The sequence below is a fragment of the Neobacillus sp. CF12 genome, from assembly GCF_030348765.1.
GTDB lineage: Bacteria > Bacillota > Bacilli > Bacillales > Cytobacillaceae > Neobacillus.
Genome location: NZ_JAUCEU010000007.1, coordinates 2,251,872 through 2,276,711 on the forward strand (window position 1 = coordinate 2,251,872; position 24,840 = coordinate 2,276,711).

The following is a 24,840-nucleotide window of genomic DNA, read 5'->3' on the forward strand; positions in this document are numbered from 1 at the left end:
AATACCGTTATTTTGCCCATTTTCCACGAATTTGCTCAGCATCGGAAATCATTCGCGTAAATAATTCTGAAACTGTTGGTACATCCTTTATGAGGCCCATCACCTGACCTGCCCATGCAAACCCCTCATTTTCTACTCCATCGTATATATATCTCTTGTTTGCCTGGCCGCTAATATAATTCTTTAATTGTTCGTAACCACCATTTTCTTTTTCAATTTCTAAAATTTTTTCTGTCCAGCTATTTGAAAGGGCGCGTGCTGGTGATCCAAGAGAGCGTTTGATAACTACAGTATTGGCTTCTGTCCCTTCTATGAGTCTTTTTTTATAGAGTTCTGTTGCATGAACACATTCTTTTGTAGCAATAAATCTTGTTCCCATTTCGATTCCTTCAGCCCCTAGGCTTAGTGCAGCCATTAATCCTCTGCCATCGCCAATACCTCCTGAAGCAATGACAGGAATAGAAACGGCATCAACTACTTGAGGTATTAGTACGATCGTGCCAATATCATCTCTTCCAAGATGACCGCCACCCTCCTGGCCAACTACCATTACAGCATCCGCTCCTAGCTGTTCAGCCTTTTCTGCCTGTCTTCTAGCTGCTACCAGAACTAACTTTTTAATTGCTGTCCCTTTTAATTGTTCAAAAATAGGTGCAGGATTTCCACCTGTCATGGAAACAACCGGTACCTCTTCATCAATAGCTACTTGAAGCATTTCTTCAAATGGCCTGTTATGCTGTCCAATGGCATAATTAACACCGAATGGCTTCTTCGTCAGTTGCTTTACCTTTCGGATTTCCTCCCGAAGTTGCATAGGATTATCAAGAGACATTGCAGTAATTTGCCCCAGTCCTCCAGCATTGGAAACAGCTGCAGCCAATTCAGAATAGGCTAGATGGGCTAACCCCCCCTGAATAATTGGATATTGGATATTTAGTATCTCAGTAACGCGCGTTTGCCAATTCAAAGAAAAACCCTCCTAATTATTGTTACCTACATATTTCGCTTCTAAGGGTTAAATTTCCTGTTTTATTGAGCAAACTAACCTAACATGATAAAAATGATATACAAAAAGATACAAATTTCTATGCAAGCAATTATATTAATGCTATAATTCATTTGTTTTGTATTGATATAAAAGCAATTTGTATATAAAGAGGTGTGGAAATAAATTGTCTCAAAACCAAACACCGTTATTTAGCGGTTTATTAGAACATTCAAAGAAAAATCCTATTCAATTTCATATTCCTGGTCATAAGAAAGGTGTTGGAATTGATCCTGATTTTAGAAATTTCATTGGTGATAATGCTTTATCGATAGACTTAATTAATATTGGTCCTCTCGATGACCTTCATCAGCCAAAAGGAATGATTAAACAAGCACAAGATTTGGCTGCTGAAGCATTTGGAGCGGATAGAACTTTCTTTTCAGTCCAAGGAACAAGTGGAGCTATCATTGCTATGATTATGGCCGTTTGTGGACCTGAGGATAAAATTATTGTCCCAAGAAATGTTCATAAATCAATTATGTCAGCCATTGTCTTTTCTGGTGCCATCCCTGTATTTATTCACCCGGAAATTGATGAGGACCTGGGGATTTCACATGGAATTACGACCGATTCCGTTGAAAAAGCACTCGAACAACACCCTGATGCGAAAGCTATTTTAGTGATTAACCCCACGTATTTTGGGATTTCTGCAGATTTAAAAAGAATTGTCGAAATTGCGCATTCCCATAATGTTCCAGTCCTAGTTGATGAAGCACATGGGGTTCATATTCATTTTCACGATGATTTGCCTCTATCTGCTATGCAGGCGGGTGCTGATATGGCTGCAACTAGTGTCCATAAACTTGGCGGATCAATGACACAAAGCTCTATATTAAATGTAAAAGAGGGGCTTGTTTCTGCAAAGCACGTTCAAGCAATACTAAGTATGCTGACGACCACTTCTACCTCCTATTTATTACTTGCATCCCTTGATGTCGCTAGAAAACAATTAGCCACTAAAGGAAAAGAGTTAATTGATAAAACAATTGATCTAGCACAATCAATTAGAAAAAGAATTAATGAAATCGAACATTTACATTGTGTTGGAGAAGAAATTTTAGGATCCAAGGCAACCTTTGATTATGATCCAACCAAATTAATTATTTCAGTTAAAGAATTAGGATTAACAGGATATGAAGTCGAAAAGTGGTTAAGGGAAAAACATAATATTGAAGTAGAAATGTCTGACCTTTATAACATCCTTTGTATCATAACAATTGGCGATACTACTGTGGAAGGCGATATTTTGGTTAATGCACTAAAAGAACTCGCTGAGGAACGAGAACATCTTAATGAAAAGTTCGAACCTATACAAGTTCTTCTTCCTGATATTCCTATTCTAGCACTAACCCCAAGAGACGCTTTTTATGCGGATACAGAAGTTATTCCATTTGAAGAATCTGAAGGAAGAATCATTGCAGAATTTATTATGGTTTATCCACCCGGAATTCCAATTTTCATTCCCGGTGAAATCATTACAAAAGAAAACCTCCACTACGTTCGAGAAAACCTAGAAGCTGGTTTGCCTGTTCAAGGGCCAGAGGATGATGAAATCAAAACCATCCGTGTAATTAAAGAATATAAGGCTATAAAATAAAAATACAGGATTCCACTGAGGAATCCTGTTTCTATTTAAGTATGATATTTTATCGTTCTTCTTCTGAATGATGACCGTCGCAACAGTTACATCTCGAATAGAGAACTGTTACCTTTTCGTCTTCGAAATGATCAATTGTTGAGTCGCAAGCTTGGCATACGATTGTACCCATCTTTTTCAATCCCCTTTTCATAGTGAAATGTTCGTTACATTGAAAACGTTTTATTGTTGTTAATTTAATAATAATATAACACATTAGAATTATCAAGCCTAAATTGTATGTCACATTAATTATTTTTTTAAACAAAAAAGACCTATAATAGGTCTTTTCCTGTCAAACTATTCATATTGGGTAACAAATGGGATTTGAGGGAGGGTTTCTCTAAAGAAGTCGGCTAAATCTGCAGCTTGTTGTTTATCTGGAATCCGGAATACATTTTGAAGGTATTCAATATCTTCAATTTCTTTAGGATCGAGGAGTGTGGAACGACCAGTTTGCATGCAGACTACAAGTGGTTTACCAAAAAACATGTTGGTGTAAACAATCTCAAAATCATAACGGGTATGTTCAGTAGTAAAGCCAACAAACCTTACTTTAACATTTTCGTGCTCATCATAGAGCTTTTCAAATAATTCCATGAGAGTCCTCCTTTTTTTGATAGTATTTAGAATATTATTATAATTTATTTTTTTATATTAAACAAATGACATTTATGTGACTTAATGTTGTCATCTTGGTTTTTACAATGCTAGAATAAAAGAGATATCAAATGGGACATAGGGGGGATGATGATGGCTGAAAACGCATTTATTAAACTTGTGCCTTCATCTGCGAAACAAACAATTACTGTGGAAGAAGTGAAAGATCTTTTAAATTATTATAAAGATATTACGAGTAAAACTGGAAATCAAGTTGATTGGGAATACGGCGACTCTGCCTTTCCTTACGTAATTAAAGAAAAAGAAGAAGGAAAAGGAAAATGGTTTTATCTGCATTCAACCAATGAGCGTTATTACGCAGTTTTAATTGGTGTTGATCAGGAAACAATCCGGGATGAAGATGGAACTGATAGAATTCAAACATACATACAGGTTACTCTTCCAGAGCGATCCACATTCGGTGACAAAGGAAAAGCAAATGAATTCTGTAAATTTCTTGCTAAGAAATTACAAGGAGAACTGCATCTTTTTAATGAACGCATCATGTATTATTATCCTAGAAAATAGGAAAAGTCCAACTCCCATATCGGGAGTTTTTTAATGTGTTAATAAGGCGAGTGTATAGTGAATGGAAGTATAAATCATGAGGCTTAGAGATGTAATAAAAAGTGTTTTGGCAGTCGATTGGGTCACTCGGTTACACAATAAAAAGGCTAAGTAAAAAAAGACAAAAAACATAAAGACCTTATATAGTAATTGATCATGCTTCGATAACCATTCAATAAGAGTAAAGGTACTCCATATAATTAATTGCAGTATCATTACAACGTAAATACGCATTTTTATCACCACTTAACATCTTTTCTTAAAAATAAGGCTGTGTTAAAGCTAAATGTTGATATCTGCACTCTGTTGATTTGCGCGGAAGGCACGAAGACTCCTGCAGGAGTACGGAGCAGGTGAGACCCCACAGGCGCTTGCGCCGAGGGTGCTCGCCGCAACGCCTGCGGAAAGCGAAGTGCCTCGTGACAGGCAAAGAGAGCCTGTCATTGCGGAGATTATTCTAAGAAGCTTTCCTTAGTGGAGCGTAAATCAACAGACAAATTTAACACAGCCAAAAATAAAGATTGTAGTGTTTTAAATATATGATTGAAATAGGAAGATATAATTTATAATTCAATAAAAAATAAGAAAGTCCTTCCCATAATACGGAAAGGACTTTCATTTTCATTATTTTAATACATGTATAGGAGTACCCATTGCTACCTCAGCAGCTTCCATCGTGATTTCACCTAATGTTGGATGAGCATGAATCGTCAAAGCTAAATCCTCGACTGTCATTCCTGCTTCAATCGCCAATCCTAGTTCAGCAATCATATCTGATGCACTTGCACCAGCAATTTGAGCACCTACCAAGACACCATCTTCTTTACGTGAAACTAATTTTACAAATCCATCAGCACTGTCAAGTGAAAGTGCACGTCCATTTGCTGCAAACGGGAATTTCGCTGAAGTAACATCGATTCCATCTTCTTTAGCTTGCCCTTCTGTATAACCAACGCTCGCTAGTTCTGGATCAGAGAATACTACAGCAGGGATACCTAAGTAGTCAATTACTGCATTATGACCTGCAATCGCCTCTGCAGCGATTTTCCCTTCATAAGAAGCCTTATGTGCTAATTGAGGACCAGCCACAACATCACCAATCGCAAATATGTTGGAAACACTTGTACGACATTGATTGTCAATTTCGATTAGTCCACGATCTGTAAGGTTCACACCGATTTGTTCAAGGCCCATCTCATCCGTATTTGGACGTCGACCAACCATAACAAATACATAATCTGCTTCAATTTTCTTTTCTTCGCCTTTAACTTCAAAGGTTACAACCACACCATTTTCAGTTTCTTCTACACCTTTAGCCATAGCCTTTGTATAGAATTCGGCACCTTTTTTCTTCATGGTCTTCTTAACAAGGGCCGCCATTTGCTTTTCAAATACGCCAAGACCTAGTATATCATCTGCACCTTCTAGAATGGTAACTTGCGTACCAAAATTCGCATAGGCACCTCCAAGTTCTATTCCGATTACACCGCCGCCAATCACGACGATTTTTTCAGGAAGTTCTTGTAGATTAAGCGCACCTGTTGAATTGAGTATACGTTTTGAGTACTTAAAGGTTGGCAACTCTATTGGACGGGAGCCCGACGCAATAATTGCATTTTTGAAATTGTATGTTTGAGCAGAATTTTCGCCAATTACTCTTAAAGAGTTACCGTCTACAAAGTATGCCTCTCCACGAACGATATCCACTTTATTCCCTTTTAATAAACCCTCTACACCGCCAGTTAATTTCTTGACGATTCCTGACTTCCATTCCTGAACCTTTGCAAAGTCAACAGTTACATTCTCAGCTTTAATTCCAAATGAGTCAGAGTGTTTCGCTACTTCGTAACGGTGACCTGCTGCAATTACTGCTTTGGAGGGAATACAACCTACGTTTAAACAAACTCCGCCAATATATTCTTTTTCTACTATCGTCACTTTTTGGCCTAACTGGGCTGCACGAATGGCAGCAACGTATCCACCAGGACCCGCACCTATGACTATAGTATCCGTATCAATTGCAAAATCTCCTACTACCATTTATTACGCCTCCATTAACAATAGTTCTGGATCGTTCAATAATTTCTTAATGTGATTTAATGCGTTTTGAGCAGTCGCTCCATCAATCATTCTATGGTCAAAGCTTAGTGACAAGGCTAATACTGGTGCTGCTACAATCTCACCATCACGTACGATTGGTTTCTCTGCGATTCTGCCTACTCCGAGAATCGCTACTTCTGGGTGATTAATAACTGGTGTAAACCATTGTCCCCCAGCAGAACCAATATTAGAAATCGTACAAGAAGCACCTTTCATTTCGTTAGGAGCTAGTTTTCCATCACGTGCTTTTCCAGCTAATTCATTAATTTCATTAGAAATTGAGAATACAGATTTACGATCAGCATCTTTAACAACTGGTACTAATAAGCCTTTTTCTGTATCAGCTGCAATTCCAATATTATAGTAATGCTTATGGATAATCTCACTTGTTGCATCGTCAAGTGATGTATTTAAAGCAGGGAATTCACGTAAAGCGCTAGTTAATGCTTTTACGATATATGGTAAGAAAGTAAGCTTAATACCCTTAGCGGCAGCTACTTCTTTGAATTTTTTACGATGTGTAACAAGTTTTGTTACATCCACTTCATCCATTAGAGTTACGTGTGGTGCAGTATGTTTTGAATTTACCATAGCTTTTGCAATAGCTTTTCGAATCCCACTCATTTTCTCGCGAGTTTCAGGATATTCACCCTGTGGAATAGGAGTTGCTGCTGCTTTTGGTGCCTCAACAGCTTCAACAGTTTCAACCACTTGAGTTGTCACAGCCTGTGGTGCTGCAGCCGCAGTTGCACCGCCGCTAATGAATGCATCGATATCACTTTTCACGATTCGGCCATTTTTGCCAGAGCCTGGAACTTGGGTGATTTCAATACCTTTATCACGAGCATACTTACGAACTGATGGCATCGCAATAATTTTGCGGTTTGGGTCTACTTCCACTTGTACTTGTGGTTCTGTAACACCGATTCCATATGCTGGTGGTGCCGGTGGTGGAGTTGCAGGAGCATCTGTTCCTGCGGTCGGTGCAGGTGCTGCTGGTGCTGCTGCCTCTTGCCTTGGTGCTTCTTCAGCGTGCTCGTCACCTTTAAATTGCAAGTTTTCATATCCAGGTGCATCAAAAGTTACTAGAACTTGACCAACAGTTGCTACAGTTCCTTCAGCTACTTTCACTTCAAGAACAGTACCCTCAACAGGTGAAGGTATTTCCACGACAGCTTTATCATTTTGGATTTCGCAAAGGACATCATCTTCTTGGACTTTATCACCTGGCTTTATGAACCATTTAACAATCTCGCCTTCATGGATACCTTCACCGATGTCAGGCATTTTAAATTGGAATGTGGTTGCGGTTGCGCTCACTGGGATTCATCTCCTATTTTACATAGATTTCTACTTTACCCGGTCTTTTATTAGAATGTTAATACTTTTTTCGCTGTTTCAATTACGTCTTTATAGTTTGGTAGCCATACAGCTTCTGCTTGCGGGAATGGGTAAATAGTGTCTGGTGCTGCTACACGAAGAACAGGTGCTTCTAAGCTTAAAATAGCACGATCATTAATTTCAGCCACTACATTTGCTGCGATTCCAGCTTGCTTTTGTGCTTCTTGAACAACAATTGCACGGCCTGTTTTTTCAACAGAAGCAATGATTGTTTCAATATCAATTGGACTAACGGTACGTAAATCGATAACCTCCGCAGAGAATCCTTCCTTTGCCAACTCTTCTGCAGCCTTTAATGATTCATGAACCATCGCACCATAAGTAACGATTGAAATATCAGTACCTTCACGTTTTACATCTGCTTTTCCTAGTGGAATTGTATATTCACCTTCAGGTACTTCTTGACGGAATGAACGGTATAATTTCATATGCTCAAGGAAAATAACTGGATCATTATCACGAATAGATGAGATAAGAAGACCTTTCGCATCATATGGTGTTGATGGAATAACCACTTTTAGTCCTGGCTGTTGCGCCATTAAACCTTCTAAACTGTCTGCGTGCATATCTGGTGTATGTACGCCTCCGCCAAATGGTGAACGGAATGTGATAGGAGCACTGAATTTTCCGCCTGTACGGAAACGCAATCGTGCTGCCTGACCAGAAATAGAATCCATTACTTCATAAACGAACCCAAAGAATTGGATTTCTGGAACTGGACGGAAGCCTTGTAATGCTAAACCTACCGCTAAACCACCGATTCCTGATTCAGCTAACGGTGTATCAAATACACGTTCTTCGCCAAATTCACTCTGCAATCCTTCAGTAGCACGGAAAACACCGCCGTTTACACCAACATCTTCACCAAAAACTAATACATTTGGATCATTTTTTAATTCCACACGCATTGCATCTGTAATTGCCTGTATCATTGTCATTTGAGCCATGACTTACTTCGACTCCTTTGCTGAATAAATTTCATATTGCTCTTTTAAGTTAGTAGGTAAGTCCGTATACGTAATATTAATTAGGTCTGTTACCTTTTGCTTAGGAGCAGCATCTGCTTTTTTAAGCGCCTCTTTAATTTCTTCCTTCGCTTGTTCGATTACTTCGTTTTCTTTTTCCTCATTCCATAGGCCTTTCTTTTCAAGGAATTTACGGAAACGTACAAGTGGATCTTTCTTTTCCCATTCATTATCAAGCTCAGCTGTACGATAACGTGTAGGATCATCTCCAGCCATTGTATGTGGACCATATCTATAGGTTAAAGTTTCAATAAATGTTGGCCCTTCACCGTTAATCGCGCGCTCACGTGCGTCTTTAACTGCTGCATACACTGCTAATGGATCCATACCATCTACCTGGATACCAGGAATACCGGCAGCAACGGCCTTTTGAGCAAGTGTTTTAGCTGCAGTTTGCTTTTCAACAGGAGTTGAGATTGCAAAACGGTTATTTTGAGCAATAAAGATTGCTGGTGCTTTGTATGCACCTGCAAAGTTCATTCCTTCATAGAAATCACCTTGAGAAGTTCCGCCATCACCTGTATATGTAAGAGCAACAGCTTTAACTCCACGTTTTTTAAATCCTAGCGCAACACCTGCGGTTTGAACATACTGCGCGCCAATAATAATTTGAGGAATTGCAACATTTACTCCCTCAGGAATCTGTCCGCCCTCTAAATGACCTCTGGACCATAAAAATGCTTGGTATAAAGGAAGACCATGCCACACGATTGGTGGAACATCACGATAACCAGGTAAAATGAAATCTTCTTTTTCAAGCGCAAACTGAGAAGCTAATTGAGAAGCTTCTTGCCCTGCAGTTGGAGCATAGAAACCAAGACGTCCTTGACGATTTAATGAAATGGAACGTTGGTCTAGAATTCGTGTATAAACCATACGGCGCATTAATTCCTGCAGTTGGTCGTCACTTATGTTTGGCATTGCTGCTTCATTTACAACTTCGCCTTCTTCATTTAAAATTTGAAGCGTTGTAAATTGATCTTCTACTACTTCAAGTACTTTCTTAGCATCGACTTGAGCGTTCTGAGTTTTAGAAGCCATTCGTCACATCTTCCTTTCTTTCATTACAAAAATGTAAAATAAATTCCTCGTATTAGATTACCCAAAAATCTTTAACAACATTAACGATTAAATCTAACTTTAACCGAAAGTTGCTCTGTACTATTATTTTTCAAAAAATTAATGGTACAATTATTAAGTCCATATTGAGTTTACCTCATCTAAATTCACTCGTCAAATACTATGTTTCATTATTTTACAACACGAAAATATTAAAAACTAAAATATTCACCTGAACTTCTGTATTACTCACCAATCATCTCTGTTTCATTAATATATTAACATTTAATAAAAAAAATCGACCCACGGCGGTCGATTTTTTTAATCCTCTAACTTAAGCCCAGCTTCTTTATAAAATTCTAGTTTTTTCTTATTATATTGCGCAGTTAATTCATTAAACTTTTCATTCGCATCAAATACTTTTTGGTAAGTCGTATTTAATCCCGTAACATGAGATTCTAACTTATCGTAAGAATTGCTTTCGTTCTTAAGCATTACATATAATTCTTCATCATTTTCTAGTGCAGCCATATATTCTTTAGAAAGTTGATCATGTACTTTATATCTATTACTCATTATTTCAAATAGATCCTCCATTTTTCTCTTTTGCTCAGGATCGTTAATCTTTTCCTTTATTTCTTCTGTTTTCTTAAATTCCTTTTTAGAGGCATTTATACTGTCAATTTCTTTCTGTAAGTGGTCTCGTCTTTTTTCAATCAATGAAAGTGCATCGTCAGAAAGTTTGACGATTTCTTCATGTTGTTTCATACCGAGAGCCATAATCTGATTGTAAATTTCCTTTTCTTCCTTTTCTAACGCCACAAGCGGTTCTTGTTGCTCCTCAAATTCTTTTTCTGCTTCCACAACGTTTTCTAACACTTTATATATTTCTTCAGCACTCTTCTCTTTGCTTACGCATCCAGTTAATATGAAAACGACTGTTATTAGAGCTAATATTATGCGATTAATTCTTAAAACAACCAAGTTGCAACCCCCTTACTGATTACAAGTATTACTATATCTATACTTTATTATTTTGACAATATCTCTAAAAAATTAAGCAGTATTAGCAGGTATATTGGTTATACTTACAATTAACTTTTCTGGAATAGTCTGATAGACTATTGAATATGAATATCACTAGTTTAGAAACAGGAGTGAATGGAATCATGTTAATGATGGATGATATCATTCGAGACGGCCATCCTACACTAAGAAAAGTAGCTGCACAAGTAATAATGCCGCCATCGGAAGAAGAGAAAGAAATACTTAAAAGTCTTTTAGAATATGTAAAAAACAGCCAAAACCCAGAAATTTCAGCACAATATGGATTACGCCCTGGCATCGGTTTAGCAGCACCACAAATCAATGTTTCTAAGCGAATGATTGCTGTTCACCTCCATGATGATAAAGGAGACTTATTAAGCTATGCTTTATATAATCCCAAAATTGTCAGCCATTCTGTAGAAAAAGCATATTTGGTTTCAGGTGAAGGTTGTCTTTCAGTGGATGAAGACATTCCGGGATATGTTGAAAGATTTGCTCGTATAACTGTAAAAGGTATTTCAATGGAAGGTGAAGAAGTTAGGCTCCGTTTAAAAGGCCTTCCAGCGATTTGCTTTCAACATGAGATTGATCATTTAAATGGAATTATGTTTTATGATCATATTAATAAAGAAGATCCTTTCAAGCCTATTGAAGGGGCAATTGCAATTGAAAGATAAAAAAAGGCGCAAGTGCTTCCAAGCTCTTGCGCTTTTTTTATTTGGCTGTGTAAATTAGGTCTGTTGTTTCCACTCCACTAAGGAAAGCTTCTTGAATAAGCACCGCAGTGACAGGCGTTCTCTGCCTGTCAGCAGGCACTTCGCTTTCCGCGGGCGGTACGGGGAGCCTCCTCGGCGCTAAGAGATAAGCGGGGTCTCCCCTGCCCCGTCTTCCCACAGGACATTGAATTTCTTCCTTGAATCCTCCCACGCACGAAGAAAATGCGATAGCCTTTTCGAGGAGTCTTCGTGCCTTCCGCTCCAATCAACAAAGTGCCATTTAAACAATTTGCTTTAACACAGCCTACTATTTATATAAGCTTTAATTCTTTTAATCCATTCCAAATTCCATCCTCGTTAACATCAGTAGTTACTAAATTTGCAAGTGCCTTCGCCTCAGGGACACCATTTCCCATTGCAACACCCGTTCCTGCTGCTTTAAGCATTTCTAAGTCATTTAATCCATCACCAAATGCATAAACATCCTTTAATTCAAATCCTAATCTTTCAATCATTTTCTTTATCCCTTCAGCTTTGGAACCACCTTTAGGTAAGATATCTACTGAATATGGATGCCATCTAATAAAATCAAATTCAGGGTAATTTTCAAAATATAACTTCTCTTCATCCTCTTTACAGAAGAGTAAGGATTGGTAAATTTCATTGTGAACGAAGAAAGATTGGTCCTCATCTGGATGTGGGAATAACAGGCTATCCATACTTGATTCAATATATGGATGGAATTTAGTAGTGGCCTTCATGGTTAATTGGTTCATAAATATCAATGGATGTTCATTATGAGTTGTATCTTTTAGAAATCTTTCTAATTCAGTCTGATTGAGAGGATTCTTATATATTGCTTCATTCTCAAACACAACATACTGCCCGTTAAAACTTACAAAAGAGTCGATATCTAATTCTTTTTTTAAATTTGTAAACATAAAAGGCGCTCTTCCCGTTGCAATTGCAACAAATACACCATTCTCCTTTAATAATTGAATTGCTTTTTTGGTGCTGTTTGGGAGTTTTTTTTCATGATCGAGCAAGGTTCCATCTATATCAAAAAAAACAATTTTCTTCATATAATTCTAACTCCTCTTTGCTTTTTATTAATTGTAGAATCTTTCATTAATTTTCTCTAATAAACACTAATCTTAACAAGAATAATTGTCAATTTATTAAACTTTCACCAATCTTCCATCTTTATCCATGAAAGAATTCTTGTTTATACCATATAATATTAGTATAAAATTGATTGAGATTAAAAAAAATCTACAATATCTATCATGGCTTGCTTTACATTGGACAAGGATCGTTTAAAATAGGAAGTAAGGAGATGATCCACTATGTTAAAGAAGCTAAGAAAGAAGCTCTTAAAACAGTGGAAAGATTTACTCAGAAAAAAGTCAATTGCTTAAACAACAACTTTTTCGAGCCCTTCAAACTTGCGAAGGGCTCCTTCCTTATTGTAAATTGATTATCAGTGCATTTATTTACATATTTTTTCTATAAGGTCCAAGTGTTTACTTTTTAGGTGAAAAGTGAATTTAAATGAAAAAAATGTAATTATTTAATATAATAGAAAAAGTCATGATCGATTAAGGAGCGATTACTAATGGTATTTAAAATTTATTATCAAGAAAGAATTGTCGAAGTACCTGTCAGAGAGAAAACAAAGGTTCTCTATGTAGAGGGCGAATCCGTTAAGGATGTTCGAAAAAAAATTGCAGACCGAGGATATAACGTTGAATTTGTACAAGAAGTAACGGGAGCATTTTTAGAATATGAACAACAAAATGAAGATTATAAAGTATTGGAGATTTGATAATTTATGAAATTTGTAAAAAATGACCAAACTGCTGTTTTTGCTTTGGGCGGTTTGGGCGAAATTGGAAAAAACACATATGCAGTACAATTCCAGGATGAAATCATTTTAATTGACGCTGGGATTAAATTCCCTGAGGACGAGCTTCTAGGAATTGATTATGTCATCCCTGATTACACCTACTTAGTAAAAAATGAAGATAAAATAAAAGGTTTGTTTATTACGCACGGACACGAGGATCATATCGGCGGTATTCCCTATTTACTGCGAGAAATTAATATTCCAATCTATGGTGGAAAACTTGCATTAGGATTAATTAAAAATAAGCTTGAAGAGCATGGCTTGTTAAGGAACGCGAAACTAATCCCTATTCAAGAAGATGATGTGATAAAATTCCGGAAAACATCTGTTACTTTTTTCCGAACAACACATAGTATTCCAGATTCGTACGGTATAGTTGTAAAGACTCCACCAGGGCAAGTCGTTCATACAGGGGACTTCAAGTTTGACTTTACACCAGTAGGTGAGCCTGCTAATTTAACCAAGATGGCTGAAATCGGCAAAGAAGGCGTATTATGCTTACTTTCGGATAGTACAAATAGTGAAATTCCAGAATTCACAATGTCAGAACGCCTTGTGGGAGAAAGCATTGATGATATTTTCAGGAAGGTTACTGGACGTCTAATCTTTGCAACCTTTGCTTCTAATATTTATAGACTTCAACAAGTCGTTGAGGCTGCTGTTGCTAATGGAAGAAAGGTGGCTGTTTTTGGCCGCAGTATGGAGTCGGCCATTACTATCGGTCAAGAACTTGGCTATATAAATGCTCCGAAAGAGACTTTTATCGAAGCAAATCAAATTAATCGACTACCTGCAGACAAGGTTACGATTCTTTGTACAGGAAGTCAAGGTGAAGCAATGGCTGCTTTATCTAGGATTGCAAATGGAACACATAGACAAATTCAAATCATTCCGGGCGATACCGTTGTCTTCTCTTCTTCCCCAATTCCTGGAAACACAATTAGTGTTAACAGAACAATTAACATGTTGTTCAGAGCAGGTGCTGAGGTTATTCATGGAAAACTTAGCAACATTCACACATCTGGGCATGGCGGTCAAGAAGAGCAAAAATTAATGCTTCGTTTAATTAAACCAAAATTCTTTATGCCAATTCACGGTGAATATAGAATGCAGAGGATGCATGCGAAATTAGCGGTTGATTGCGGTGTTGAAGAAGGAAATTGCTTTATTATGGACAATGGTGAAGTTCTTGCACTTTCTGAAAACAGCGCACAAGTAGCAGGTAAAATCCCTTCAGGCTCTGTTTATATAGATGGAAGCGGTATTGGCGACATTGGAAATATTGTTTTACGCGATCGGAGAATCCTATCTGAAGAAGGGTTAGTCGTGGTGGTTGTTAGCATAAATATGAAAGACTTTAAAATTGCCTCAGGTCCAGACCTTATTTCTCGAGGATTTGTCTATATGAGAGAATCCGGTGACTTAATCAACGATGCACAAAACTTGATTACTAAGCACTTAAATAAAGTCATGGAACGCAAAACAAGTCAATGGTCAGAAATTAAAAATGAAATTACTGACACATTAGCACCGTTCCTTTACGAAAAAACAAAACGCAGACCAATGATATTACCAATCATAATGGAAGTATAAGAAAAAGGAAGCGACTTTAATCGCTTCCTTTTCTTATTGTCTAGCTTCAGTGCCTAGGGGCTCGGGGTCAAAAGTCAATCCGTCAAGAAGGTAAAAAACAACCTTCTCGCCGGCTCGTCTTATGCCTGTCGCCACTGGGCACTAAGGGAAGCTTCTTAAAATATTCCTCGCAGGAACAAGAGCTGCGCTTGTTCCGAAGGCACTTCTGCTTTTCTTATTGCATTACCTTACGTTCAAATCGATCAATGTCTTCATCCGTTCCAATCACAATTAAAACATCGTTTGCAAGAATATCTTCATTTGCCTTTGGTGATACGATAATATCCATTCCTCTTTTAATCGCCACGATATTCAGTCCATATTTCTTTCGTATATCTAAATCAATGATTGTATGACCGCTTATCTTACTGTTAGCAACGATTTCTACAATACTATGTTCATCTGATAACTCAAGATAATCCAACACACTGCTAGATGCCATATTGTGGGCAATTCTTCTCCCCATATCTCTTTCAGGATGAACAACCTTGTCTGCACCAATTTTCACAAGTACTTTTTCGTGATAATCATTTTGTGCTTTGACCGTAATGTGATTAACTCCCAGTTCCTTTAGAATTAACGTGGTTAATATACTAGATTGAATATCGTCACCAATTGCGACTATCACATGATCAAAATTACGAATCCCTAAACTCTTAAGCACTGCCTCATCAGTTGTATCTCCCACAGCAGCATGAGAAGCAATCATGGCATAGGCATTAACTCTTTCTTCGTTTTTATCAATAGCCAGCACTTCAAAGCCCTCATCAGAAAGCGTCCGGCAAATACTCCCACCGAATCGACCTAAACCTATTACTGCAAAATTTTTCCTCACTCAAACTCCCCCAGCAAAATCAATTAACCTTTTTCATTTTAGCATATCCAAAAGTGAAAGATACTAATTTATTCGGTGTCTCTTCTTTTACGGAATTTCTTTATATATAGGTAAATTAGAACTGTCACTACTGCTAGGATTCCTAAAATAGGAAAATTACCAATCACAAACACAATGAAACCTGAAATAGCTGCTAACAGCATGTTGGTACTTTTCATAAATTGCTTTTTTGTTTTATCCCAAGTATTTAGATCTCCATCTTCAAGATTCGGCACAATAACTTTATTTTCAAAAAGTGAAATATGAACCGTAGACAATGAGGTCTGATTTTCTAAATATTTCATTCTTCCTTGTATCGTTTCAATCTCCTCTTGTACTGCAGCGAGGTCAGCCGAAATTTTCAGAAGATCTTCAGTCTTCTGTGCAGATTGCATAAATGACGTTAACCGTTCTTCCACTACTCTTTTAGATTTTAATCTTGAGTCAAGGTCAACATATTCTTCCGTGACATCTGTACCCGTAATATTTCTCTGCAAGACCTCAGCTGCCTGTCCCTCTGCATCATGCAAAAATGCTTGAAAGTCCTTTTGCGGTATTCGGACAGTAATTCGACCGCTTACCTGTTCAACTCCATCCTTAGAGACATTTGACTCCGAGATATAGCCGCCATATTTCACAACTTGCGCTTCTAGGTTTTGTAAGGTTTGTTCAAATTTCTTCACACGCAGCTGTAATTCTGCTTGATAAATAACCATTTGGTTAGGGACATCTACTTCCGTTGGGGCGATTTCCTCTTGTTTTGTACTATGCTTTTCTTCTATAGCTGGCTGGCCTGAATCAAACTCTGCACTCTTGTCACTACTCATCTGCACTTCATCACTTTTACTGTTTGAACTGCAAGCAGCTAAAATAAGAATCAATGATATTAAAGCAATTAATCTCATCTTTTTTTTCAAAACTGTAACCCCCTTTTTTCTATTTACTAATACCGACGATTAAATAATAGAATGGTTACAAAAAAATAAAAAACAGCCTATGACTGTTTTTTATCCCGCGTTTAACATATTGAATTGTGCTGTAACCAGCTTAAAATAATGCCCATTTTCGTCCATCAATTGTGTATGACTGCCTCTTTCAATGATTTGCCCATGGTCTAGGACAATAATTTGTTCAGCATCTCGAATGGTTGATAGCCGGTGAGCAATAATAATAGCTGTTCGATCTTTTAACAGTGTTTTTAATGCTTTCTGGATTTGCACTTCCGTCTCAGTATCAATGCTCGCTGTGGCTTCATCTAAAATGATGATTCTTGGGTTTGCAAGTAATGCCCTTGCAAAGGATAGAAGTTGTCGTTCCCCCACTGAGAGGATATTCCCCCGTTCTTCAACCTCAGTATGATATCCCTTTGGCAGTTCCTCAATAAACTTATGCGCTCCAACTGACTTTGCTGCCTCTATTACTTCTTCATCGGTTGCATCTGGTCTTCCAAAGCGGATATTTTCAATAATGGTACCAGAAAAAATAAAGGTATCTTGTAATACAACACTAATTTGCTGTCGTATACTTTTAAGTGATATATCTCTAATATTATGGTTATCAATCATTACCTCACCAGAAGTAGGGTCATAAAATCGGCTGATCAGGTTAGCAATAGTCGACTTTCCTGAGCCTGTATGCCCAACAAGAGCAGCAGTTTGCCCTGCTTTTATTTCTAAGTTAATTCCTTTTAGTGCTATCCTGTCTTTATCGTAAGAGAAGGAAACATTTTTAAACACGATTTCACCTTTTACTTCACCAATATCTTTGGCCATTTCATTTTCTGAAACAATAGGCTTTTCATCAAGAAATTCAAATATCCGTTCTGAAGAAGCCATCCCCATTAATAATTGGTTATAAACTTGGCCAAGACGAGAGATCGGTTCCCAAAACATTCCTAGATAAAAAGCAAAAGACACAAAAACTCCGATAGTAATACTTCCATTTTGAATTAAATGAGCGCCATACCAAATTAAAACGGCAGTACCAAATGCGTTTGTAACCTCAACCATTGGTCTAAACATAGCATTCTTATGTGAAGCTTCTCTCCAGCTCTCAAAATTCTCATGATTTACCCCTTCAAAGAAAGACATGTTTTCTTTTTCTTGTGTAAATGATTGGGTAACGCGAATTCCTTGGATACTTTCATTTAAATGGGAATTTAATTTCGATTGCTTCAAACGAACCGTTTGCCATGACCGACGGATATTGCGACGTAAACTTGTAGAAATAAAAAACATGATTGGTAAAATGACCATTACCGCTAAAGTTAGTGACGGACTCAACGAAAATAGAACGGTGAAAATTCCAATCAACAGAAATATATCCATTAAGGAATTGATAACTCCATTTGTAAATAACTCCTGTAGAGAATTGATATCGTTCATTATTCGAACAAGGATTGATCCAGCGGACCGCTGGTCAAAAAAACGATGAGACAGCCCCTGTACATGGGTAAAGAGATGCTTTCGAATATCGTAAATAACACCCTGCCCAAGTTCATTCATCCAGCGAATCCGAAAAATATTGGCTGAATATGAGATGATATAAAGGAATGCAATCATGCAAACTAAAATAGTCAGCAGATTCGTATCTTTATTTCCGATAGCTTTATCTAAGGTGTACACACCAATGAGGATCGGAATGATCAATCGTACTGCTGTTGTGATTATAACCATTAGAATGGATAAAGGCAGCAGTTTCTTCTGATATGGCTTTAAATAGCCAAACAGACGTGTCATTTGTGCCCAGTTAAAAGGCTTATCAATCACTTGGTCTACTGAATAATGAAATCGTTTTGAAACATGTCGATTTATATTCTTCTTGTTCATAAATTGCCCCCTTAACACATATTTGAGGTAACCACTGTCTTCTGATCTTTAAATTGAATATCGTAAATACGTTGATAAGGTCCATTATTCTCAATTAATTTTTCATGATTTCCTCGTTCAACTATCCTCCCATTTTCAAGGACAAGAATTTCATCTGCATGCTTAAGAGAGCTAATCCGATGGGCAATTATGAATGTGGTACGTCCTTTCATCACTTCTTTTAATGCACTTTGGATATTTACCTCTGTTTCCATGTCAACTGCACTTGTAGCATCGTCCAATATTAAGATACTTGGGTTGATACAAATCGCCCTGGCAATGGCAATCCTTTGCTTTTGACCACCTGATAACCCCATGCCCCGTTCTCCAAGGACAGTGTCGTATCCATCTGGTAACTCCATAATAAAATCATGTGCCTGAGCACGTTTGGCAGCATCCATAATTTGTTCTATTGTTGCTTCTGGCCGACCATATGAAATATTTTCTTTTATCGTAGTAGAAAATAGAAATGACTCCTGAAGTACAAATCCAACATTTCTTCTTAACGACCTTAATGTATAATGGGTTACTGACTTACCATCAATCAGTACCTCTCCACTCTTCGGTTCATAAAATTTGGTCATTAATTGTGTGAGGCTAGTTTTTCCAGAGCCTGTGGAACCAATTAATCCAATTACCTTTCCAGGTATCGCTTTAAAAGAAATATCATTTAGAGCATATTTGGAATCTTCATCATAACAAAGAGACACATTTCTAAATTCAACTTCGCCTTTCAACCGATCAATGTTTGTTAATTTAGTTTGTTCATTATTGTTGCTTACCGCCTCCAACACTTCTATTAATCTCTCTCCTGATGCCTTTGCCTGGGAGAATTGATTGATGACAAAACCAAGGTTAACAATCGGCCAAATAATGTACCAAACCAAGCTGTAGAAGGCAACAAGCTCACCAGGTTTTAATGAATCCTCCATTACAAGGAAACCTCCATATGCTAAGAGGAGAATAACACTAATATTCCCTAATAGTTCCATTAGAGGAAAATACTTTGCCCATATTGTGGAAGTAAATAAATAATTGTCCTTATAATCACTATTTGAATCATTAAATTTACCAATCTCATAGCTTTCTTTCGAGAGTGACTTTACGGTGTTTATTCCGCTAATACTTTCCTGTACTTTGGTATTCAATTTTCCAAAGGATTCTCTTATTCCTCGGAATGCTGGATGAACAGCACGATCAAACTTATAAACAACAATTGCTAAAAAAGGCAGTGTAATCAATGTGACAATCGTCAAGGAAACGGAATAATAAAACATGACGGCCACACTAATTACAATTAATAACAAGAATCGAAGTAATTCTGAAAAACCAAATGAGAGAAAAAACCGAAATCCTTCAACATCAGCCGTTAGTCGAGACATTAAATCCCCGGTTTTTGCATTATCATAATATTTAAATGGAAGGTATTGAAGTTTTTCGTATAAGGCATTTCTCATTCTATAGACTGAGGTGATGCCAAATAAGTCTCCCGTATATTGGTTGATATATGTAGCCACACCTTTAACAGCCATTAACATAATAAACCCAATTGCTAAGTATGGGACCCAATGATATTTACCTTTTAGCACCACTTCGTCAATCGTCACCTGCAGGATCATCGGATAGACGACTGTTATAAGTGTTAGCAAAAATAAAAAAGCAATCGAGTAAAGAAAATACTTTTTATATGGCCAGTAGTAAGGTTTTAATTTTTTAAATGTCTCCAAATGTTTCTCCCCTTTTTCACTATTTAAAATTTTTTGAATTAACACGTAATATTTAATATAACGGGTTTCGAAATATTTTTCTACCTATTTACTCCAATTTTTCAAAAAAAATAAAAAGGCGTTCGTTTAAATACGAACAGCCTTGTTGGATAATCTTGCCTATTCTGTTTTTTCTAATTCATCTAATACGCGGTTAACACGCTTTTCGAGCATTTTCATACCGCTGCCGCCCGCTTGGAAATGACGAAGTTTTCCCTCACGGTCAAATACATAATAAGCAGGAACATATTGATTTTCGAATGCCTCAGCTAGTTTATGTTCACTATCAACAAAAATCGGCTGATTGATTCCATGCTCTGCTGCAACTTGTTTAATTTGCTCAAGGTCCAAGTCCTCTTCAGATCTTGGCATATGAACAGCCACCACATTTAATTTATCTTTATATTGATCACGGAATTGATTGACTTGCGGCATAGCTTCTTTACATAGATAACAACTGACTGACCAGAAATGAATAAGGGTGGGTTTTTCTCCAACTAAATCTGTTTTCGTAACTTCTCCGTTTAACCATTCGACTGCGCCAGTTAGTTCTGGCATTGGCTCACGTAACTTCATGACGTATCTCCCTTTTTAAAAAAGACCTAACACCAATGTTAGGTCTTTTCTTTTATAATATGGCTTTGTTAATATAGTCTGTTGATTTGCGCTCCACTAAGGAAAGCTTCTTTGAAAAATCACCGCAGGAACAGGCGGTCTTTGCCTGTCACGAGGCACTTCGCTTTCCGCGGGCGCCGAGGAGCCTCCTCGGCGCTTTAGCGCCTGTGGGGTCTCCTCTGCCCCGTCCTCCCGCATGAGTCTTCATGCCTTCCGCGCGAATCAACAGGATGCCAAAACACCATTCAGCTTTAACAAAGCCTAAGATTTAAGCATTAAGTGTAGCTTGTCCTGGCTTCCAGTTAGCTGGGCAAAGCCCGCCAGTTTGTAATGCTTGAAGGACACGTAATGTTTCATCTACATCACGGCCGATATTGTTATGGTTCACTACAGAATACATTAGTTCACCTTCTGGGCTGATGATAAATAAGCCGCGAAGTGCAATTCCTTCTTCTTCAATTAAAACACCGTAGTCACGTGCAACAACATGGTTCGTATCTGCTGCTAATGGATAGTTTAGATCACCAAGACCATTATTTTTGCGGTCTGTATTAATCCAAGCAAGATGAGTATGAATGGTATCAGTAGAAGCGCCGATAACAACTGCATCTAGATCATCAAATTCTTCATAACGATCTGAAACTGCTGTAATTTCTGTAGGGCAAACGAAAGTAAAGTCCATTGGGTAGAAGAACAAAACAGTCCACTTGTCGTTTTTCATGTTTTCTTCTAGGCTTACTTTTCCAAATTCTTTGTTCGGTAATACTGCATCCATTTCAAATCTAGGTGCTTGCTTAGCTACCATACGTTCTGGCATGTCTAATCCCTCCAAATGATTAATTAGTTCCTTCATTGGTTTACCCTATTTTCATATAGAATAAACGACGATATGTAACAATCTTTTCTAATTTTCAGTTTAACATTTTTATAAAAAAGAATAAAATTATACGCCTTTTTGAGTATGTTGTAATCGATTTCCTTGAAACGTTATATAACTAGTCAGCATTTTAATTGCGACTTCTATCGCTTCTTCCTTTGGGTTTAGTTTGGCATGGTGTAAACCATACGGAGAGTCGACTCCGAGCCAAAACATTAAGCCGGGAATTTCTTTCAACATATACCCGAAATCTTCACCTGTCATTGCTTCTTTGCATTGTATAACATCAATGTTGGTTTGTGTTTTCATGAATTGAATGAAATCTCTCGTTATTTCCTCATCATTGTAAACTTGGTGGTACATAGAGCCGTAATCAATTACAGCATTACATTCAAAACTGGTCTCGATTCCTTTTACTACAGCATTAATCCGTTGCTTGACCTTCTCCATGGAATCATCAGAAAGTGTTCGGATTGTACCTTCAAGCCTTGCTTTTTCGGCGATAATATTTTGAACGGTTCCGCTTGTTATTTTACCGATAGTAATAACTGCACTATCTAAGGGATTCACATTCCGCGATATAATCGTTTGCAGCTGACCAACAAGTGAACAGGCCGCAATAATCATATCATTCGTTAAATGGGGATAGGCTGCATGTCCTCCCTTCCCTTTTAAATCAATAAATAGTTCTGAGGTGTTTGCAAATAATAACCCTTCTTTAACGGCTATAGACCCAACAGGATACTCTGGTGCGATATGTAGAGCAAAAATAATATCCGGTTTCCAATCTTGCATGATGTCGGATTTTAGCATTGGCTCAGCACCACCTGGTCCCTCTTCTGCAGGCTGAAAAATAAACAAAAGATCATCATCAATTGGGTTCTTCACATAATGTGTTAAAACACCAAGAGCTATACTCATATGAAAGTCATGCCCGCAAGCATGCATTTGTTCTGGATGGGTTGAAGCGAATTCTAATCCCGTTTCTTCAACAATCGGCAGACCATCGATATCAGCGCGATAGCCGATTGTTTTTGTAGGATTAATGCCTTTAATCTTTACAAATAATCCTGTTTTCCATTTCTTAATGGAAATTCTCTCTTGTGATAAGTTTTCTAAATACGCTAACAAATAGGCTTGTGTTTTATATTCCTGAAAACCTAATTCTGGGATGAGATGAAGATCTCGTCGAATTTTAATAAAAGGGTTCATTCTCTACTCACTCCTATACTAGAAAGAAAGCGTGGAAATAATCCACGCTCCTTTGTCTTAAGTCTATAGTTGGCGAAGTTCTTGCATAATTTCTGTTTTGGATTTTGTCTTCTCATCGATATCTTTAATTTTTTTAGCCGGCGTTCCTGCAACAACTGTATAAGGCGGAACATCCTTTGTGACTACTGCTCCAGCAGCAACCACTGATCCTTGTCCAACTCTAACACCTTCTAGAACTACTGCATTAGCACCAATTAGGACATCATCTTCGATAATGACAGGCTGCGCAGATGGTGGTTCAATAACACCAGCTAAAACTGTGCCGGCCCCAATATGACAGTTTTTCCCTACTGTTGCTCTTCCACCAAGGACAACACCCATGTCAATCATGGATTTTTCACCGATAACTGCTCCAATATTTATAACTGCCCCCATCATGATAACGGCATTATCGCCAATTTCAACTTGGTCACGAATCGTAACTCCTGGTTCGATACGTGCGTTGATATTTTTAGTATTTAATAATGGAATGGCTGAATTGCGGCGATCATTTTCTACAACGTAATCTTCTATTTTGGCTTGATTTGATTCTAATGCAGGATTAATATCAGACCATTCTCCAAAAACAACACCGGTATTGCCATTAATAAAAGTTTTAGAATTACTTCCAAAGTCAATTCCTTCTAGATCTCCCTTTACATAAACCTTTACTGGCGTTGACTTTTTGCTATTTTGAATAAAAGAAATAATTTCGTTTGCATCCATCATTTTCATAGTACTACCTCCAAATTTAATTAAAATTTACTTTACCAAACAACAGTTTGGAAAACAAGAAAAATAAACAACAATTATTATTTGCTTTGACTGCTATGTTCTTTAATTAGATCCACAAATGCCTGCACTTGTTTTAGTTGAAAGGAAGACTCATAGCCTAATAACCAAGTATCACGTTTAAGCGCATCACCATTATCATCAAGTAACGGAATTTTATAAATTTCCTTTTCGGTGTTATTTAAGGTAATACCAGGTAGAATTGAATATCCTAAACCATTAATCGTTAATTGCTTACAGGTTTCAATTTGATCCACTACAATCGTTCTTTTCGGAGAAGTTTTGAATTGACGCATCCACCAATCTTGGATTTCTTGATAATAATTAGAATCACTTTTAAATTGGATGAAAGGCCTATCTGTTTCCAGTAATTGTTCAGGTCTAGTAATGTCTCTATCAACTAAGAAAAGAGGGTCGCTGAATAGTTTAATCTTTACCCCTTTCCAGTCTGGCAATCCCCGTGTAATTCCAATATGTACTTGATCATCATATAGACTTTTCAGTATTTCACTGCTCCAGCCCGTAATAAGTGATATTTTTGCTTGCGGATAGGTATCACTATACTTTTTTAGAACAGGCGGCAGCCAATTTTGACCAACTATTGAAGCCACTGCAATTTTTAAAGTTCCGGATACGCCCGATTGAAGAGAGTGAATGGTCTCTCTAACCTTTTCTTCTTTCACCAGCACTTCATTTACAAATTGTATAACTTGTTCGCCAGCCGGGGTAAGTGATAGACCTTTTTGTGAACGGATAAAAATTCTTGTTCCCCACTCTTTTTCTATGGTTTGCAAACGTTGCGACAGCGCAGGCTGTGATACAAAAAGCCTTTCAGAAGCTTTTCGCATATTCATTTCTTGAGCTAAAACAGATAATAAGTGAAATTCAGATATTGAGGACAAAACCATCCACCTTTATTGGGTTAATAAAATTCCGCTTTACCTATTATATATAGAAAATTAAAACTTTTCATTAGAAAGCTGCTTTTTAATGATAAAAAT

The 24,840-nt window shown here is 37.4% G+C and carries 24 protein-coding genes; 5 read left to right on the forward strand and 19 right to left on the reverse strand.

Annotated elements, in window-relative coordinates:
- Window positions 1-7: 7 nt before the first annotated feature.
- Window positions 8-967 (reverse strand): NAD(P)H-dependent flavin oxidoreductase, encoded by a 960-nt coding sequence (locus QUG14_RS10530; RefSeq protein ID WP_289340483.1) that lies wholly within the window; start codon window positions 965-967, stop codon window positions 8-10.
- A 205-nt stretch (window positions 968-1,172) separates the two neighbouring features.
- On the opposite strand from QUG14_RS10530, the gene QUG14_RS10535 reads away from it, so the two are divergent.
- Window positions 1,173-2,645, forward strand: a complete 1,473-nt coding sequence (locus tag QUG14_RS10535; protein ID WP_289340484.1) for an aminotransferase class I/II-fold pyridoxal phosphate-dependent enzyme — start codon at window positions 1,173-1,175, stop codon at window positions 2,643-2,645.
- Window positions 2,646-2,694: 49 nt separating this feature from the next.
- Here the strand turns inward: QUG14_RS10535 and QUG14_RS10540 are convergent, their stop codons facing one another.
- Together QUG14_RS10540 and QUG14_RS10545 are read right to left on the reverse strand one after the other, a co-directional pair.
- Window positions 2,695-2,817 (reverse strand): GapA-binding peptide SR1P, encoded by a 123-nt coding sequence (locus tag QUG14_RS10540; protein ID WP_095247803.1) that lies wholly within the window; start codon window positions 2,815-2,817, stop codon window positions 2,695-2,697.
- A 167-nt stretch (window positions 2,818-2,984) separates the two neighbouring features.
- Window positions 2,985-3,284 carry a DUF3055 domain-containing protein gene (locus QUG14_RS10545; RefSeq protein ID WP_289340486.1) on the reverse strand — a complete coding sequence of 100 codons (300 nt, stop codon included), beginning with the start codon at window positions 3,282-3,284 and terminating at the stop codon, window positions 2,985-2,987.
- A 153-nt stretch (window positions 3,285-3,437) separates the two neighbouring features.
- On the opposite strand from QUG14_RS10545, the gene QUG14_RS10550 reads away from it, so the two are divergent.
- Window positions 3,438-3,872, forward strand: coding sequence for a DUF1885 family protein (locus QUG14_RS10550; RefSeq protein ID WP_289340488.1), 435 nt, complete (start codon window positions 3,438-3,440; stop codon window positions 3,870-3,872).
- Between the two features lie 30 nt (window positions 3,873-3,902).
- Here QUG14_RS10550 and QUG14_RS10555 read toward each other — a convergent pair whose 3' ends face one another.
- From QUG14_RS10555 to QUG14_RS10580, 6 genes are all read right to left on the reverse strand, one after another.
- Window positions 3,903-4,145: a hypothetical protein gene (locus QUG14_RS10555; RefSeq protein ID WP_289340489.1), complete on the reverse strand. Its 243-nt coding sequence runs from the start codon at window positions 4,143-4,145 to the stop codon at window positions 3,903-3,905.
- A gap of 390 nt (window positions 4,146-4,535) precedes the next feature.
- A complete protein-coding gene (lpdA, locus tag QUG14_RS10560) occupies window positions 4,536-5,951 on the reverse strand; it encodes a dihydrolipoyl dehydrogenase (protein WP_289340490.1) in 1,416 nt (471 codons plus the stop codon).
- A 3-nt stretch (window positions 5,952-5,954) separates the two neighbouring features.
- Window positions 5,955-7,298, reverse strand: coding sequence for a dihydrolipoamide acetyltransferase family protein (locus QUG14_RS10565; RefSeq protein WP_289344121.1), 1,344 nt, complete (start codon window positions 7,296-7,298; stop codon window positions 5,955-5,957).
- A gap of 83 nt (window positions 7,299-7,381) precedes the next feature.
- The gene (locus tag QUG14_RS10570) at window positions 7,382-8,359 is read right to left on the reverse strand and encodes an alpha-ketoacid dehydrogenase subunit beta (RefSeq protein WP_289340492.1); all 978 of its coding nucleotides are present in this window, start codon (window positions 8,357-8,359) and stop codon (window positions 7,382-7,384) included.
- Window positions 8,360-8,362: 3 nt separating this feature from the next.
- Window positions 8,363-9,478 (reverse strand): pyruvate dehydrogenase (acetyl-transferring) E1 component subunit alpha, encoded by a 1,116-nt coding sequence (gene pdhA / locus QUG14_RS10575; protein WP_289340493.1) that lies wholly within the window; start codon window positions 9,476-9,478, stop codon window positions 8,363-8,365.
- A 339-nt stretch (window positions 9,479-9,817) separates the two neighbouring features.
- Window positions 9,818-10,480, reverse strand: coding sequence for a YkyA family protein (locus QUG14_RS10580; protein WP_289340494.1), 663 nt, complete (start codon window positions 10,478-10,480; stop codon window positions 9,818-9,820).
- A 185-nt stretch (window positions 10,481-10,665) separates the two neighbouring features.
- Here QUG14_RS10580 and def point away from each other — a divergent pair, with 185 nt between their 5' ends.
- Window positions 10,666-11,220, forward strand: a complete 555-nt coding sequence (gene def / locus QUG14_RS10585) for a peptide deformylase (RefSeq protein WP_289340495.1) — start codon at window positions 10,666-10,668, stop codon at window positions 11,218-11,220.
- Between the two features lie 350 nt (window positions 11,221-11,570).
- On the opposite strand, the gene QUG14_RS10590 is transcribed toward def, so the two are convergent.
- Window positions 11,571-12,341, reverse strand: coding sequence for a Cof-type HAD-IIB family hydrolase (locus QUG14_RS10590; protein ID WP_289340496.1), 771 nt, complete (start codon window positions 12,339-12,341; stop codon window positions 11,571-11,573).
- Window positions 12,342-12,874: 533 nt separating this feature from the next.
- Between QUG14_RS10590 and QUG14_RS10595 the strand changes: the two genes are divergently transcribed.
- Together QUG14_RS10595 and rnjA are read left to right on the forward strand one after the other, a co-directional pair.
- Entirely contained in the window at window positions 12,875-13,084 is a 210-nt protein-coding gene (locus QUG14_RS10595; RefSeq protein ID WP_289340497.1) for a DNA-dependent RNA polymerase subunit epsilon, read from the forward strand.
- 6 nt (window positions 13,085-13,090) lie between these two features.
- On the forward strand, window positions 13,091-14,758 hold the full coding sequence (gene rnjA, locus QUG14_RS10600; RefSeq protein WP_289340498.1) for a ribonuclease J1: 1,668 nt from the start codon (window positions 13,091-13,093) through the stop codon (window positions 14,756-14,758).
- Between the two features lie 214 nt (window positions 14,759-14,972).
- Here rnjA and QUG14_RS10605 read toward each other — a convergent pair whose 3' ends face one another.
- From QUG14_RS10605 to QUG14_RS10645, 9 genes are all read right to left on the reverse strand, one after another.
- Window positions 14,973-15,632, reverse strand: a complete 660-nt coding sequence (locus tag QUG14_RS10605) for a potassium channel family protein (RefSeq protein ID WP_179158456.1) — start codon at window positions 15,630-15,632, stop codon at window positions 14,973-14,975.
- A 68-nt stretch (window positions 15,633-15,700) separates the two neighbouring features.
- Complete coding sequence (locus QUG14_RS10610) at window positions 15,701-16,588, reverse strand: DUF4349 domain-containing protein (RefSeq protein WP_289340499.1); 888 nt, start codon at window positions 16,586-16,588, stop codon at window positions 15,701-15,703.
- A gap of 90 nt (window positions 16,589-16,678) precedes the next feature.
- Window positions 16,679-18,499: an ABC transporter ATP-binding protein gene (locus tag QUG14_RS10615; protein ID WP_289340500.1), complete on the reverse strand. Its 1,821-nt coding sequence runs from the start codon at window positions 18,497-18,499 to the stop codon at window positions 16,679-16,681.
- Window positions 18,500-18,510: 11 nt separating this feature from the next.
- The gene (locus QUG14_RS10620; RefSeq protein WP_289340501.1) at window positions 18,511-20,265 is read right to left on the reverse strand and encodes an ABC transporter ATP-binding protein; all 1,755 of its coding nucleotides are present in this window, start codon (window positions 20,263-20,265) and stop codon (window positions 18,511-18,513) included.
- Between the two features lie 159 nt (window positions 20,266-20,424).
- Window positions 20,425-20,880: a TlpA family protein disulfide reductase gene (locus tag QUG14_RS10625; RefSeq protein ID WP_289340502.1), complete on the reverse strand. Its 456-nt coding sequence runs from the start codon at window positions 20,878-20,880 to the stop codon at window positions 20,425-20,427.
- A 307-nt stretch (window positions 20,881-21,187) separates the two neighbouring features.
- Window positions 21,188-21,736: a peroxiredoxin gene (locus tag QUG14_RS10630; RefSeq protein WP_179597466.1), complete on the reverse strand. Its 549-nt coding sequence runs from the start codon at window positions 21,734-21,736 to the stop codon at window positions 21,188-21,190.
- Between the two features lie 126 nt (window positions 21,737-21,862).
- Window positions 21,863-23,008, reverse strand: coding sequence for an N-acetyldiaminopimelate deacetylase (locus tag QUG14_RS10635; RefSeq protein ID WP_289340503.1), 1,146 nt, complete (start codon window positions 23,006-23,008; stop codon window positions 21,863-21,865).
- A gap of 63 nt (window positions 23,009-23,071) precedes the next feature.
- Window positions 23,072-23,782: a 2,3,4,5-tetrahydropyridine-2,6-dicarboxylate N-acetyltransferase gene (gene dapD / locus QUG14_RS10640; protein WP_289340504.1), complete on the reverse strand. Its 711-nt coding sequence runs from the start codon at window positions 23,780-23,782 to the stop codon at window positions 23,072-23,074.
- A gap of 77 nt (window positions 23,783-23,859) precedes the next feature.
- Window positions 23,860-24,741, reverse strand: coding sequence for a transcriptional regulator CcpC (locus QUG14_RS10645; protein ID WP_289340505.1), 882 nt, complete (start codon window positions 24,739-24,741; stop codon window positions 23,860-23,862).
- Window positions 24,742-24,840: the final 99 nt, after the last annotated feature.

Bases quoted from the DNA above. Each gene is read 5' to 3' on its own strand.
- QUG14_RS10540 (WP_095247803.1), bottom strand. From the start codon at position 2,817: ATGGGTACAATCGTATGCCAAGCTTGCGACTCAACAATTGATCATTTC.
- QUG14_RS10545 (WP_289340486.1), bottom strand. From the start codon at position 3,284: ATGGAATTATTTGAAAAGCTCTATGATGAGCACGAAAATGTTAAAGTA.
- QUG14_RS10550 (WP_289340488.1), top strand. From the start codon at position 3,438: ATGGCTGAAAACGCATTTATTAAACTTGTGCCTTCATCTGCGAAACAA.
- QUG14_RS10555 (WP_289340489.1), bottom strand. From the start codon at position 4,145: ATGCGTATTTACGTTGTAATGATACTGCAATTAATTATATGGAGTACC.
- lpdA (WP_289340490.1), bottom strand. From the start codon at position 5,951: ATGGTAGTAGGAGATTTTGCAATTGATACGGATACTATAGTCATAGGT.
- QUG14_RS10565 (WP_289344121.1), bottom strand. From the start codon at position 7,298: ATGCCTGACATCGGTGAAGGTATCCATGAAGGCGAGATTGTTAAATGG.
- QUG14_RS10570 (WP_289340492.1), bottom strand. From the start codon at position 8,359: ATGGCTCAAATGACAATGATACAGGCAATTACAGATGCAATGCGTGTG.
- pdhA (WP_289340493.1), bottom strand. From the start codon at position 9,478: ATGGCTTCTAAAACTCAGAACGCTCAAGTCGATGCTAAGAAAGTACTT.
- def (WP_289340495.1), top strand. From the start codon at position 10,666: ATGTTAATGATGGATGATATCATTCGAGACGGCCATCCTACACTAAGA.
- QUG14_RS10590 (WP_289340496.1), bottom strand. From the start codon at position 12,341: ATGAAGAAAATTGTTTTTTTTGATATAGATGGAACCTTGCTCGATCAT.
- QUG14_RS10595 (WP_289340497.1), top strand. From the start codon at position 12,875: ATGGTATTTAAAATTTATTATCAAGAAAGAATTGTCGAAGTACCTGTC.
- rnjA (WP_289340498.1), top strand. From the start codon at position 13,091: ATGAAATTTGTAAAAAATGACCAAACTGCTGTTTTTGCTTTGGGCGGT.
- QUG14_RS10615 (WP_289340500.1), bottom strand. From the start codon at position 18,499: ATGAACAAGAAGAATATAAATCGACATGTTTCAAAACGATTTCATTAT.
- QUG14_RS10625 (WP_289340502.1), bottom strand. From the start codon at position 20,880: ATGAAGTTACGTGAGCCAATGCCAGAACTAACTGGCGCAGTCGAATGG.
- QUG14_RS10630 (WP_179597466.1), bottom strand. From the start codon at position 21,736: ATGCCAGAACGTATGGTAGCTAAGCAAGCACCTAGATTTGAAATGGAT.
- QUG14_RS10635 (WP_289340503.1), bottom strand. From the start codon at position 23,008: ATGAACCCTTTTATTAAAATTCGACGAGATCTTCATCTCATCCCAGAA.
- dapD (WP_289340504.1), bottom strand. From the start codon at position 23,782: ATGAAAATGATGGATGCAAACGAAATTATTTCTTTTATTCAAAATAGC.